Origin of the sequence: Streptomyces sp. NBC_00620, assembly GCF_026341825.1 — a bacterium.
Classification (GTDB): Bacteria; Actinomycetota; Actinomycetes; order Streptomycetales; family Streptomycetaceae; genus Streptomyces.
On record NZ_JAPENY010000002.1, the window covers coordinates 2,442,607 to 2,455,670 of the forward strand.

Annotated in this window: 12 protein-coding genes; 10 read left to right on the forward strand and 2 right to left on the reverse strand. The window is 69.6% G+C overall.

The features are described 5' to 3' along the window. Positions 1-104 precede the first annotated feature (104 nt). Together OG246_RS30235 and OG246_RS30240 are read left to right on the forward strand one after the other, a co-directional pair. Complete coding sequence (locus OG246_RS30235) at positions 105-1,217, forward strand: nitronate monooxygenase family protein (RefSeq protein WP_266470207.1); 1,113 nt, start codon at positions 105-107, stop codon at positions 1,215-1,217. Beyond that, a complete protein-coding gene (locus OG246_RS30240; RefSeq protein WP_266470208.1) occupies positions 1,214-2,788 on the forward strand; it encodes an acyl-CoA synthetase in 1,575 nt (524 codons plus the stop codon). Before OG246_RS30235 ends, OG246_RS30240 begins: the two co-directional genes overlap by 4 nt. Here the strand turns inward: OG246_RS30240 and OG246_RS30245 are convergent. Then, positions 2,785-3,924, reverse strand: coding sequence for a winged helix DNA-binding domain-containing protein (locus OG246_RS30245; protein ID WP_266470210.1), 1,140 nt, complete (start codon positions 3,922-3,924; stop codon positions 2,785-2,787). The two genes, OG246_RS30240 and OG246_RS30245, sit on opposite strands and share 4 nt — an antisense overlap. A gap of 217 nt (positions 3,925-4,141) precedes the next feature. Here OG246_RS30245 and OG246_RS30250 point away from each other — a divergent pair, with 217 nt between their 5' ends. The 3 genes from OG246_RS30250 (at position 4,142) to OG246_RS30260 (ending at position 6,803) form a co-directional block, all read left to right on the forward strand. After that, positions 4,142-4,525 (forward strand): VOC family protein, encoded by a 384-nt coding sequence (locus OG246_RS30250; RefSeq protein ID WP_266470213.1) that lies wholly within the window; start codon positions 4,142-4,144, stop codon positions 4,523-4,525. A 106-nt stretch (positions 4,526-4,631) separates the two neighbouring features. Further along, positions 4,632-5,192, forward strand: coding sequence for a class IV adenylate cyclase (gene cyaB / locus OG246_RS30255; protein ID WP_266470216.1), 561 nt, complete (start codon positions 4,632-4,634; stop codon positions 5,190-5,192). A 117-nt stretch (positions 5,193-5,309) separates the two neighbouring features. Further along, entirely contained in the window at positions 5,310-6,803 is a 1,494-nt protein-coding gene (locus OG246_RS30260) for an acyl-CoA synthetase (RefSeq protein ID WP_266470219.1), read from the forward strand. A gap of 26 nt (positions 6,804-6,829) precedes the next feature. Here the strand turns inward: OG246_RS30260 and OG246_RS30265 are convergent, their stop codons facing one another. Further along, positions 6,830-8,452: an acyl-CoA synthetase gene (locus tag OG246_RS30265; protein ID WP_266470221.1), complete on the reverse strand. Its 1,623-nt coding sequence runs from the start codon at positions 8,450-8,452 to the stop codon at positions 6,830-6,832. Positions 8,453-8,713: 261 nt separating this feature from the next. Between OG246_RS30265 and OG246_RS30270 the strand changes: the two genes are divergently transcribed. The 5 genes from OG246_RS30270 to OG246_RS30290 all read left to right on the forward strand — a co-directional run bounded on the left by OG246_RS30270 (position 8,714) and on the right by OG246_RS30290 (position 13,042). Next, positions 8,714-9,514, forward strand: a complete 801-nt coding sequence (locus OG246_RS30270; RefSeq protein ID WP_266470224.1) for a crotonase/enoyl-CoA hydratase family protein — start codon at positions 8,714-8,716, stop codon at positions 9,512-9,514. A gap of 45 nt (positions 9,515-9,559) precedes the next feature. Beyond that, positions 9,560-10,507, forward strand: coding sequence for a Zn-ribbon domain-containing OB-fold protein (locus tag OG246_RS30275; protein WP_266470225.1), 948 nt, complete (start codon positions 9,560-9,562; stop codon positions 10,505-10,507). After that, positions 10,504-11,553 (forward strand): thiolase domain-containing protein, encoded by a 1,050-nt coding sequence (locus OG246_RS30280; protein WP_266470227.1) that lies wholly within the window; start codon positions 10,504-10,506, stop codon positions 11,551-11,553. The genes OG246_RS30275 and OG246_RS30280 overlap by 4 nt, the downstream gene beginning before the upstream one ends. Then, positions 11,550-12,716: a thiolase domain-containing protein gene (locus OG246_RS30285; protein WP_266470228.1), complete on the forward strand. Its 1,167-nt coding sequence runs from the start codon at positions 11,550-11,552 to the stop codon at positions 12,714-12,716. The genes OG246_RS30280 and OG246_RS30285 overlap by 4 nt, the downstream gene beginning before the upstream one ends. A gap of 83 nt (positions 12,717-12,799) precedes the next feature. After that, entirely contained in the window at positions 12,800-13,042 is a 243-nt protein-coding gene (locus OG246_RS30290; protein WP_266470230.1) for a DUF397 domain-containing protein, read from the forward strand. Positions 13,043-13,064 lie beyond the last annotated feature (22 nt).

Here is a 13,064-nt window from a genome sequence, read left to right on the forward strand (position 1 = left end):
TGTCAGGGGGAGAGTGTGTCAACCGTGGCAGGCGGTTCCGGTAAATCTGACGGAGCATCAGAAAAGGTCTTCCCTCGTCCGGAGGACTGCGGCATCCTGCGGCCATGCAGACGGAGCTGAGCAAGAGACTGGGAGTCGAGCACGCCATCTTCGGCTTCACGCCGTTTCCCGCCGTCGCCGCGGCCATCAGCCGTGCGGGCGGATTCGGTGTGCTCGGTGCGGTCCGCTACACCGCCCCCGACGACCTCAAACGCGACCTCGACTGGATCGAGGCCAATGTCGACGGCATGCCCTACGGGCTGGACGTCGTCATGCCGGCCAAGAAGGTGGAGGGTGTGACGGAAGCCGACGTCGAGGCGATGATCCCCGAGGGGCATCGGCAGTACGTCAAGGACACCCTGGCCAAGTACGGCGTACCCGAACTCGCCGAGGGCGAGGTGTCCGGGTGGCGTATCACGGGGTGGATGGAGCAGGTCGCCCGCAACCAACTCGACGTCGCCTTCGACTACCCGATCAAGCTGCTCGCCAACGCGCTCGGCTCCCCGCCCGTCGATGTCGTGGAGCGCGCCCACAAGCAGGGAGTGCTCGTCGCCGCCCTCGCGGGCAGTGCCCGGCACGCCCTCAAGCACGCCGAGGGCGGCATCGACATCGTCGTCGCGCAGGGCTACGAGGCGGGCGGCCACACCGGGGAGATCGCCTCGATGGTGCTGACGCCGGAAGTCGTGGACGCCGTAGACCCGTTGCCCGTACTCGCGGCGGGCGGCATCGGCAGCGGGCAGCAGGTGGCCGCCGCGCTCAGCCTCGGCGCCCAGGGTGTGTGGCTCGGCTCCGTGTGGCTGACCGTGACAGAGGCGGACATGCACTCGCGCGGCGTCACGCGGAAGCTGCTCGCCGCCGGATCCGGCGACACGGTCCGTTCGCGCGCGCTGACCGGCAAGCCGGCACGTCAGCTGCGCACCGAGTGGACCGACGCCTGGGACGACCCGAACGGGCCCGGCACGCTTCCCATGCCGTTGCAGGGACTGCTAGTGGCCGAGGCGCTCTCCCGGATCCAGAAGTACGAGGTGGAGCCGCTGCTCGGCACACCCGTCGGGCAGATCGTCGGCCGGATGAACAGCGAACGCAGCGTCCAGGCCGTCTTCGACGACCTGACCCGGGGGTTCGAGCACGCCGTCGACCGGATCAACCGCATCGCGGGAAGGGGCGAGCAGTCGTGAGCAAGGTTGCGAGTGCGGCGGGGGCCACGCCGCCGAACGGTTTCTGGGCCCAGGCCGCAGCGGACCCGGGGCGTACGGTCCTGATCACCCCGGACGGAGACGACTGGACCGCCGGCCGGCTGCACGCCTCGGCCAACCAGTTGGTCCATGGCCTGCGCGCCGCCGGCCTCGCACGCGGCGACGCCTTCGCGGTCGTTCTCCCCAACAGCGTCGAGTTCTTCGTCGCCTACCTCGCCGCCTCCCAGGCGGGCTTCTATCTCGTCCCCGTCAACCACCACCTCGTCGGCCCCGAGATCGCCTGGATCGTCTCCGACTCGGGCGCCAAGGTGCTCATCGCGCACGAACGGTTCGCGGACGCCGCCCGCCACGCCGCCGACGAGGCCAAGCTCCCCGCCACGCACCGCTACGCGGTCGGCACACTCGCGGGCTTCCGGCCGTACGCCGAACTCCTGGACGGACAGCCCGAGTCGGCGCCGGAGGACCGGACCCTCGGCTGGGTCATGAACTACACCTCGGGCACCACGGGCCGCCCCCGCGGCATCCGGCGCCCGCTGCCCGGCAAGCTCCCCGAGGAGACGTACCTCGGCGGCTTCCTCGGCATCTTCGGCATCAAGCCGTACGACGACAACGTGCACCTCGTCTGCTCACCGCTCTACCACACTGCCGTGCTCCAGTTCGCGGGCGCGTCCCTGCACATCGGCCACCGGCTGGTGCTGATGGACAAGTGGACACCCGAAGAGATGCTCCGCGTCATCGACGCCCACGCCTGCACGCACACCCATATGGTCCCGACCCAGTTCCACCGACTGCTCGCGTTGCCGGACCACATAAGGCAGGCGTACGACGTGTCGTCGATGCGGCATGCCATCCACGGCGCCGCGCCCTGCCCCGACCACGTGAAGCGGGCCATGATCGAGTGGTGGGGCGAGTGCGTCGAGGAGTACTACGCGGCCAGTGAGGGCGGCGGGGCCTTCGCGACCGCCGAGGACTGGCTGAAGAAGCCCGGCACGGTCGGCAAGGCCTGGCCGATCAGCGAACTCGCCGTCTTCGACGACGACGGCAACCGGCTGCCGCCCGGTGAACTCGGCACCGTCTACATGAAGATGAGCACCGGCGGATTCTCGTACCACAAGGACGAGAGCAAGACGAAGAAGAACCGCATCGGCGACTTCTTCACCGTCGGCGACCTCGGCCTCCTCGACGAGGACGGCTACCTCTTCCTCCGCGACCGCAAGATCGACATGATCATCTCGGGCGGGGTCAACATCTACCCGGCCGAGATCGAGGCCGCGCTGCTCACCCACCCCGCCGTCGCCGACGCGGCCGCCTTCGGCATCCCGCACGACGACTGGGGCGAGCAGGTCAAGGCGGTGGTCGAGGCCGCGCCCGGACATGAGCCCGGCGCCGCCCTCGCCGCGGACATCCTCGACCACTGCGAACATCAACTCGCGGGGTACAAGCGCCCCAAGAGCGTCGACTTCATCGAGACGATGCCGCGCGATCCGAACGGGAAGCTCTACAAGCGGCGGCTGCGGGATCCGTATTGGGAGGGGCGCACCCGAGTGGTCTAGGCCGGCAGGAGTCGTGCCTGAAGGTTGGGAAGCTTGGCCCACCAGTGGTCGTAGCGGCTGTAGGCCCGGGGGTCGCGGTCGGCCAGCACCGTGGTCAGTGACCGCGCCTCCTCGGCGAGTGCCGCCCACGCCGCGGGCGGAAGGTCGTGGAAGGCCGTGGCCTCGATGCCGCCGTCGACCGGGCGCCATACGCCGGCGACGTAGCCGTCGACCAGCAGAGTGGGCAACACGTCGCCGTTGTTGCGCGTCACCAGTCGGCGATAGGCCGGAGGGATCATACGGCTGCGGTCGGCGTAGGCCAGCAGGGTGCTGTCCCACATGGCCATGAGCCGAGGCGGGGCCGGGGTGTCCGAGGGCGGGCGCGGGGCGCCGGGGATGTCGAACAGGCTGGTGCCGTCGGGTCCTTCGAACTGATCGAGGGAGCTGCCCAGTGCGCGTAGAGCCGCGCGGATCGGTGCGCGCTGCAGCATGGCGAACTGGGCCACGTCCGCCACCGAGGCCGGACCGAACCCTTCCAGATAGCGCAGGACGAGCCTCTGCAGCGCCTGCGGTGCCGTCTCCCGCCCCGTGGGCACGGGCCCGGTTCGCGCCGCGACGTACGACGACCGGGTGTTGAACGACCACGGCCCGCCCGTCGGTACATGAAGCAGCGGTGCATACGCCCGCAGCCCCCACCAGGCCCCTGCCTTCTTCTCCGGGCCGAGCCGCTCCTCGACCCATTCCTGCATCTCGGCGGCCGTCCGCGGCCGGTCGGCGAACGCCAGCAGCTCCGGCACCAGTTCCTCGCCGTCCGCGGGAGTGAGCCCCGCCTCAGCGAAGCGGTAGCCCAGACGCGAGCCGTACAGCGTCGGCTGCATTGCCTCGCGGAACACTTGGTAGTCGTCGGCATGAACCGCGTGCAGCGTGATCCGCATCAGGGTCGCCTTGACGACCGCGCGGTCGGCGAAGGCGGCGTCCAGATCGGCCAGCGAAAGGCCGGCGAGCCGGTTCCACAACGCGAGGTACGGCGAAGCGGGGTGCTGCGCCTGCAGCGCGACAACGCGACGCACCGCATCGACGACGTTCAGCGGCTCCCGCTCCAGCAGGAGTTGGCGGCTCAGCGTGGCCCGGTTGAGCTCCCGCGCGGTGATCTTCATGGCGAGGATTGTGCCGGGGACCGACGCGCGGCCGCCAGGATGTTTCGCGAGACTCTTCGGTGGGTCGGTGGGTCGGTGGGTCGGTGGGTCGGGTGATCGGGTGACCGGGTGACGCGATTCCCGGTCGACCGGGGGAGGGGGGAGAGAGCTGCGCCCCGGCCGCATGGTGATCCGAAGGACAGGTGCCGACCCTGGTAGCCCCGGGATACGGTCGAGCATGCGATCTCGAACGAGCGGCATGTGGTGGGGGACCGCGCTCGAAGCGCCGGACCCGGGGGCCCTGGCCCGCTTCTACGCGGAACTGCTGGACTGGTCGATCGTGCACGAGGAGCCCGGCACGGCCGTCGTCGCTCCGCCGCAGGGGTCCGTCTACGTCGTCTTCCAGCAGGCCACCGGATACCGGCCGCCCGTGTGGCCACCGGCCGACGGGGAGCAGCGCCCGATGATGCACTTCGACTTCCAGGTGGGCGACCTGGACGAGGCGGTCGCTGAGGCCGTCGCCATGGGAGCGTCCCTGGCGCCGGTTCAACCGCAGGACAACGTGCGCGTGCTCCTCGACCCCGCCGGGCATCCCTTCTGCCTGTGCCGCGACGACGGTTAGAGCTGGCTACTTGGCGGCTCATCCGCATGGACTCCACCATGTTCGGCAGCGCCTTCGATGCGGGAATCGGCATCGTCGTCGCGAAGTCTGAAGAAGGGAACGACCTGTGATCGAGGTGGAGTTGAAGGCGCGGGTTCGTTCACCCGGGGCGGTCATGGGGCAGCTGGACGAGCGCGCCGAGGCTCGCCTCGAGGTGTACCAGGACACCTATTACGATCTGCCCGACGGCTTGCTGGAGAGGCAGGACCAGGAGTTGCGGGTGCGGACCGTCCGCAGCCCGAACGGCCTGCGAACGCTACTGACGTTCAAGGACGCGACGGTCGACGAGGCCTCCGGCTCGAAGCCCGAGCGTGAAACCCGTGTTGAGGATTCCCAGGCGGCGCACGCCATCCTGCAGGGGCTCGGCTATGTTCCGGCGATCGCCTTCTCGAAGCGGTGCCGCAACTACGACTTCGAGGCCCGCGGCCGACAGATGTTCGCCACGCTGGTCAGGGTTCCCGAGATCGACGGGACGTTCCTGGAGGTGGAAACCCTGGCGACCGAGGACGACTTCACGGCCGCGCTGGACGACGTGCGTGCGGTCCTCGCCGAACTCGGTATCGCTCCTCAGGATCTGACGCGGGAGACGTACACGGGGGCGGTGGCGGCGCAGCGCCGAGGACAATGAGTCCGGCCGCGCACTGCCCGCCCGCGCCATCGGGTCACCGCAGCCTTGGGGCGGGCGCTTCCGATCTACGTGCGTCAGCTTGACCTTCTTCGTGCGGCGGACCGAGGATCACGTGTCATGAAGCCTGAACACGGCAGCACGGTTGACGGAGTCCTGCGGCGCAGCGCCCGGCGTGTCCCGGCTCGCGTCGCGGTCGACTACCGCGAGCGCTCCTGGACCTATGCGGAACTTGACGAGGCCGTCTCCCGCGCGGCGAGCGTGCTGCTGGAGCAGGGGCTCGACCCGGGCGACCGCGTCGGAGCCTACGGCCACAACTCGGACGCGTACCTCATCGGCTTCCTGGCCTGCGCCCGCGCGGGACTCGTACACGTGCCCGTCAATCAGAACCTGACCGGCGACGACCTCGCGTACATCGTCGGTCAGTCCGGCAGTTCGCTGGTCCTGGCCGACCCGGACCTCGCGGGTCAACTGCCGGACGGTGTACGCACCTTGCCACTGCGTGACGCGGACGACTCACTGCTCGCGCGGCTGGACACGGCACCCGCATACGACGGCGCCGAGCCGCGGAGCGAGACCCTCGTGCAGTTGCTCTACACCTCGGGCACCACCGCCCTGCCCAAGGGCGCGATGATGACGCACCGCGCCCTCGTGCACGAGTACCTCAGCGCGATCACCGCCCTCGACCTGAGCGCGGGGGACCGTCCCGTGCACTCGCTGCCGCTCTACCACTCGGCGCAGATGCACGTGTTCCTGCTGCCGTATCTCGCGGTCGGCGCGACGAACATCATCCTCGACGGGCCCGACGCCGATCAGATCTTCGACCTGATCGAGGCCGGCCGCGCGGACAGCCTGTTCGCGCCGCCCACCGTGTGGATCGGCCTGTCGAACCGTCCCGACTTCGCTTCACGTGATCTGAGCGGACTGCGCAAGGCGTACTACGGGGCGTCGATCATGCCGGTGCCCGTCCTGGAACGGCTGCGCGAACGGCTGCCGAAGCTGGGCTTCTACAACTGCTTCGGCCAGAGCGAGATCGGTCCCCTGGCCACGGTCCTCGCGCCCGACGAGCACAAGGGGCGGATGGACTCCTGCGGACGCCCGGTCCTGTTCGTCGACGCGCGGGTGGTCGACGAGAACGGCAAGGAGGTGCCCGACGGGACTCAGGGCGAAGTCATCTACCGCTCACCGCAGTTGTGCGAGGGCTACTGGGAGAAGCCGGAGGAGACGGCCGAGGCCTTCCGCGACGGCTGGTTCCACTCCGGGGACCTCGTCGTGCGGGACGCCCACGGCTACTTCACCGTTGTCGACCGGGTGAAGGACGTCATCAACTCCGGTGGCGTACTGATCGCTTCACGCCAGGTCGAGGACGCGCTGTACACGCATGAGGGAGTCGCCGAGGTGGCGGTGATCGGCCTCCCCGACGAGCGCTGGATCGAGGCGGTCACGGCGGTCGTCGTCCCCCGCGGTGAGGTCACCGAGGCCGAACTCCTCGCGCACGCACGGGAGAAGCTCGCCCACTTCAAGGCGCCGAAGAGGGTTCTGTTCGTGGACGAGCTGCCGCGCAATGCCAGCGGGAAGATCCTCAAACGGGAGTTGCGGGAGCGGTTCGCCTGAGACCCGGGCCTTGTGCCCCGGGAGACTCAGCCGGCCGCCTCCGCCGCCACCGACCGTGCCCACCGATAGTCCGCCTTCCCGCTCGGTGACCGCTGGATGGTCTCCGTGATGACGAGCTGGCGCGGAATCTTGTAGCCCGCGAGGTGGGTGCGGCAGTGGGTCTGGATGTCGTCCAGGGACGGGTGATCCGCGCCACGGCGGAGTTGGACCACCGCTGCCACGTGGTTGCCCCACTTCTCGTCCGGTACGCCGGCGACAAGGGCGTCGTAGACGTCCGGATGGGACTTGAGGGCCTGCTCGACCTCTTCCGGATAGACCTTCTCGCCACCGGTGTTGATGCACTGGGAGCCGCGGCCGAGGACGGTGACGATGCCCTCCTCGTCGACGGTGGCCATGTCGCCGAGGAGTACCCAGCGCTCGTCGCCCTTCTGGAAGAAGGTCTCGGCGGTCTTCTTCGGGTCGTTGTAGTAGCCGAGGGGCACGTGGCCGCGCTGTGCCACCCGCCCCGGCTCGCCGACCGCGACCGGCTCGTACGTGGCCGGATCCACCACCTGGGTACGGGAGTTGACGCGGATCCGGAAACCCCGCTCCGGCCCCGAGTCGGCCGTCGCCGTGCCGTTGAAGCCCGACTCCGACGAGCCGAAGTTGTTCAGCAGCATCACGTTCGGCACGAGCGTCTGGAACTGCTCGCGCACGGTCTCCGACATGATCGCGCCGGACGAGGACACGCTGAACATGGAGGAGCAGTCGGTCCCCTTCAAGGGGCCGTTCAGTGCGTCGATCAGTGGCCGCAGCATCGCGTCGCCGACCAACGACACGCTGGTGACCTTCTCCTTCTCGATCGTCCGCAGTACTTCCTCCGGCACGAACTTGCGGTGGATCACGATGCGTTGGCCGAAGTTGAAGCCGATGAAGGCGGTGAGTGTCGAGGTGCCGTGCATCAGCGGGGGAGTGGGGAAGAAGGTGATGCCCTCGCCTCCGGCCGCGACGCGCTCGGCCAGCTCCTCCGGGCTCTTGACCGGCTCGCCCGTCGGTGCCCCACCGCCCAACCCGGAGAAGAAAAGGTCTTCCTGACGCCACATCACACCCTTGGGCATTCCGGTCGTGCCGCCGGTGTAGATGATGAACTGGTCGTCCGCCGAGCGTGCCGGGAAGCCCCGCTCCGGGGATCCGGCGGCCTCCGCGTCGGCGAAGTCCACGAGGGGCGGCGAAGTGGCGGTGGACGCCGGTGCCGGCCCCACGCGTATGAGATGCCGCAGGGCCGAGGCTCGTGGCAGCGCCGCCGCCACCCGCTCCGTGAACTCCGTGTCGAAGACCAGGGCCGCCAGATCCGCGTCCCGGTAGAGGTAGACCAACTCCTCTTCCACATAGCGGTAGTTGACGTTGACCGGGACGATCCGCGCCTTCAGACAGGCCAGTACGGTCTGCAGGTACTCGATGCCGTTGTAGAGGTGCAGCCCGAGGTGCTCGCCGGGGCGGACGCCGCTGTCGATCAGGTGGTGCGCGATGCGGTTCGCGGCCGCGTCCAACTGCGCGTACGTCAGCCGGCGTTCCGCACCGGTGCCGGGGTGGTCGATGTACACGAGCGCCTCGCGGTCGGGGACCACGTCGACGACCGACTCGAACAGGTCGGCAAGGTTGTACTCCACCGCTCCTCCTGACCCCGGACGACTTTGACGGCCCATCGGCTCGGCGCCATCGGCTCGACGGTCATCAGAGCAAAGCCGGACCCAACTGTGAAGGGTCCGCGCAGAAGAAATCTGACTACCTGTCAGAAAACTCTTGTACTGGCTCCGCGCCTCCTGCAACCTGTTCTCGCATCCGAGACGGTCGGAGACGACTGCACGACCGGAGTCGACCGGAGTCGACCGGAGACGGTCCGGGACGGTTCCAGACGGGGAGGAAGCCAAATGGGTGGTACGGAACACCTCACCGTGCAGCGCGAAGGCGCCACACTGGTACTCACGCTCAACAGGCCCGAGGTCAAGAACGCGCTCTCGCTGCCGATGCTGGTCGGCCTGTACGACGGCTGGATCGAGGCCGACGAGGACGACGCGATCCGCTCGATCGTGCTCACCGGCGCGGGAGGCGCCTTCTGCGCCGGGATGGACCTCAAGGCGCTGGCCGGGCAGGGCATGGAGGGCCAGGAGTACCGGGACCGGATGAAGGCGGACCCGGATCTGCACTGGAAGGCGATGCTCCGCCACCACCGTCCCCGCAAGCCGGTGATCGCCGCCGTCGAAGGACACTGCGTCGCGGGCGGCACCGAGATACTCCAGGGCACCGACATCCGCCTCGCCGGCCAGTCGGCCACCTTCGGGCTCTTCGAGGTGCGGCGCGGCCTGTTCCCGATCGGCGGCTCGACGGTCCGCCTCCAGCGGCAGATCCCGCGCACCCACGCCCTCGAAATGCTGCTCACCGGACGCCCGTACACGGCGCGGGAAGCCGCCGACATCGGCCTGATCGGGCATGTCGTCCCCGACGGCACCGCTCTCGACAAGGCCCTCGCGATCGCCGAGCAGATCAACGCCTGCGGCCCGCTGGCCGTCGAGGCCGTCAAAGCGTCCGTGTACGAGACCGCCGAGATGACCGAGACCGACGGACTCGCCGCCGAACTGGCCCGCGGCTGGCCGGTCTTCGACACCGCCGACGCCAAGGAGGGGTCCCGGGCCTTCGCCGAGAAGCGCCCGCCCGTCTACCGGCGCGCCTGATCCTCGAAAGAGACACGCGCCTGACCTCCGAAGGAGACATCCGGGATGCCCGAAGTCCTCAAAGCCCCCCTCGTCGTCGAGTTCCCCTTCACCCGCTCACTCGGCCCCGTCCAGAGCGCGTTCCTCACAGGTCTCCGCGAGCGCGTCGTGCTCGGCGTGCGGACCGGCGACGGCCGGACGCTCGTCCCGCCCGTCGAGTACGACCCCGTCACCGCCGAGGAGATACGCGACCTCGTCGAAGTCGCCCCCACCGGCACAGTCACCACCTGGGCCTGGAACCACGAACCCCGCCGCGGCCAGCCCCTCGACACCCCCTTCGCCTGGGTCCTGGTCCAGCTCGACGGCGCCGACACCGGCCTGCTGCACGCCCTCGACGCCCCCGGCCCCGACGCCGTCCACACCGGCATGCGCGTCCGCGTCCGCTGGGCCGAAGAACGCTCCGGCGCCATCACCGACATCGCCTGCTTCGAGCCGTACGACGGCGATCCGTCGGAGCCCACAGGCCGCGGACACGACGGCCGCTTCGAGGACATGGTCACCGGAATCGTCGCCCCCGCCCGGCTCGACTACGTCTACTCGCCGGGCCGCGCCCAGTCCGCCTACATCAACGCCCTCTCCGAGCAGCGGACCGTCGGCGAACGCTGCCCGTCCTGCCGCAAGGTGTACGTCCCACCCAGGGGTGCGTGCCCCACATGTGGCGTGGCCACATCGGAGCAGGTGGAAGTGGGCCCGGGCGGCACGGTCACGACGTACTGCATCGTCAACATCAAGGCGAAGAACCTCGACATCGAAGTGCCGTACGTCTACGCGCACATCGCCCTCGACGGCGCCGACCTCGCGCTGCACGGCCGTATCGGCGGCATCCCCTACGACCAGGTGCGGATGGGCCTGCGCGTCGAGCCGGTGTGGACGGCGGGCGGCCGCTACCCCGACCACTACCGGCCGACCGGCGAGCCGGACGCGGACTACGAGATGTACAAGGAGCTGCTGTGACGCGTGAGATTGCCGTGGTCGCCTTCGCGCAGACCGACCACCGGCGCACCAGCGACGAGCACTCCGAGGTGGAGATGCTCATCCCGGTCCTGCACGGCGTCCTCGACCAGACGGGCCTGAAGACGAGCGACATCGGCTTCACCTGCTCCGGCTCCACGGACTACCTCGCGGGCCGTGCCTTCTCCTTCACCATGGCGCTCGACGGGGTGGGCGCCTGGCCGCCGATCTCCGAGTCGCACGTGGAGATGGACGGCGCGTGGGCCCTGTACGAGGCGTGGACCAAGCTGCTGACCGGCGACGCCGACACCGCGCTCGTGTACGGGTACGGCAAGTCCTCGCCCGGCTCCGTACGGGACGTCCTGACCCGGCAGCTCGACCCGTACTACCTGGCGCCGCTCTGGCCGGACTCCGTCGCGCTCGCGGCACTGCAGGCGCAGGCGCTCATCGACGCGGGCGAGACCGACGAACCCGCGCTCGCCGGTGTGGCCTCCCGGAGCCGCGCGTCGGCATCCGCCAACTCCCATGCCCAGCTGAGGGGTTCGGTTGCTCAGGGCGATTACGTCGTACGTCCCTTGCGCACCGGCGACTGCCCGCCCGTCGGCGACGGAGCCGCCGCCGTGATCCTCGCGGCGGGGGAGCGGGCCCGCGAGCTCTGCGAGCGGCCCGCCTGGATCCGGGGCATCGACCACCGCATCGAGGCGCACAGCCTCGGCGTCCGCGACCTGACCGACTCGCCGTCCACGCGCCTCGCCGCCGAGCGGGCCGGCGCCTTCGAACGGCCCGTGGACACCGCCGAGTTGCATGCACCGTTCACTTCCCAGGAGGTCGTCCTGCGCAAGTCGCTGCGCCTGGGGGACGAGGTGAGCGTCAACCCCTCCGGAGGGGCACTCGCCGCCAACCCGGTGATGGCGACGGGGCTCATCCGCATCGGTGAGGCCGCCGCCCGTATCCATCGCGGTGAGTCCGACCGGGCGCTGGCCCATGCCACTTCGGGCCCGTGCCTCCAGCAGAACCTGGTCGCCGTACTCGAAGGGGATGCCCGATGAGCAAGGAGCCCGTGGCCGTCGTAGGCATCGGCCAGACCAAGCATGTGGCCGCCCGACGGGACGTGTCGATGGCGGGACTGGTCCGCGAGGCCGCCCAACGAGCGCTGGCCGACGCCGAGTTGACGTGGGCGGACATCGACGCGGTCGTCATCGGCAAGGCGCCCGACTTCTTCGAGGGCGTCATGATGCCGGAGCTCTATCTCGCCGACGCGCTCGGTGCCGTCGGCAAACCGATGCTCCGGGTGCACACGGCGGGCTCGGTCGGCGGATCGACGGCACTCGTCGCCACCAACCTGATCGCGGGGCGCGTCCACGGCACCGTCCTGACCCTCGCCTACGAGAAGCAGTCCGAGTCGAACGCCATGTGGGGCCTGTCGCTGCCGATCCCCTTCACGCAGCCGCTTCTCGCCGGGGCGGGCGGCTTCTTCGCGCCGCACGTACGGGCGTACATGCGGCGCACGGGCGCGCCCGACACGGTCGGCTCGCTGGTCGCGTACAAGGACCGTCGCAACGCGCTCAAGAACCCGTACGCGCATCTCCACGAGCACGACATCACGCTGGAGAAGGTCCAGGCCTCGCCCATGCTGTGGGACCCGATCCGGTACTCCGAGACCTGCCCGTCCTCGGACGGGGCGTGCGCGATGGTTCTCACCGACCGCGCGGGGGCGGCCCGTTCGCCGCGGCCGCCCGCCTGGCTGCACGGCGGCGCGATGCGCAGCGAGCCAACGCTCTTCGCGGGCAAGGACTTTGTCTCGCCGCAGGCGGGCAAGGACTGCGCGGCCGACGTGTACCGGCAGGCCGGGATCGCGGACCCGCGCCGTGACATCGACGCCGTCGAGATGTACGTACCGTTCTCCTGGTACGAGCCGATGTGGCTGGAGAACCTCGGTTTCGCCGAGGAGGGAGAGGGCTGGAAGCTCACTGAATCCGGGGTGACGGAGCTTGATGGGGACCTGCCCGTCAACATGTCGGGTGGAGTGCTCTCCACCAATCCGATCGGCGCCTCCGGCATGATCCGGTTCGCCGAGGCGGCACTTCAGGTGCGCGGCCAGGCCGGAGATCACCAGGTCGACGGGGCTCGCCGGGTGCTGGGGCACGCCTACGGCGGCGGATCCCAGTTCTTCTCGATGTGGCTGGTCGGGGCCGCGCCGCCCGCCTCCTGAAACCGTCCCCCTCACGTGGCCTGTCCGCCGCCCGAACCGATCGCTAGGCTGGCCGCGGACGACGAACCGGGAGGAGCACGGACGTGGCCGAAAGCACCATTGAGCAGCACCCGCTCGCGGGCTGGGACAAGCCGGAGCTGGACCTCAGTGCAGCAGAGTGGCATTCCAGCAGCCGAGGACGGGGAGACGTCCAGATCGCCTTTGTCGAGGGCTTCATCGCGATGCGCAACAGTGGCCGGCCCGAGAGCCCTTCCTTGATCTTCACCCCGGCGGAATGGGGCGCGTTCGTGTCGGGGGCGCGGGAGGGCGAGTTCGACCTGACCTGACCTGTGCTGCTTCGGAGGTGAT

Excerpts from the sequence above, each read along its gene's own strand:
- OG246_RS30235 (WP_266470207.1), top strand. The coding sequence starts at position 105 with ATGCAGACGGAGCTGAGCAAGAGACTGGGAGTCGAGCACGCCATCTTC.
- OG246_RS30245 (WP_266470210.1), bottom strand. The coding sequence starts at position 3,924 with ATGAAGATCACCGCGCGGGAGCTCAACCGGGCCACGCTGAGCCGCCAA.
- OG246_RS30250 (WP_266470213.1), top strand. The coding sequence starts at position 4,142 with ATGCGATCTCGAACGAGCGGCATGTGGTGGGGGACCGCGCTCGAAGCG.
- OG246_RS30260 (WP_266470219.1), top strand. The coding sequence starts at position 5,310 with ATGAAGCCTGAACACGGCAGCACGGTTGACGGAGTCCTGCGGCGCAGC.
- OG246_RS30270 (WP_266470224.1), top strand. The coding sequence starts at position 8,714 with ATGGGTGGTACGGAACACCTCACCGTGCAGCGCGAAGGCGCCACACTG.
- OG246_RS30275 (WP_266470225.1), top strand. The coding sequence starts at position 9,560 with ATGCCCGAAGTCCTCAAAGCCCCCCTCGTCGTCGAGTTCCCCTTCACC.
- OG246_RS30285 (WP_266470228.1), top strand. The coding sequence starts at position 11,550 with ATGAGCAAGGAGCCCGTGGCCGTCGTAGGCATCGGCCAGACCAAGCAT.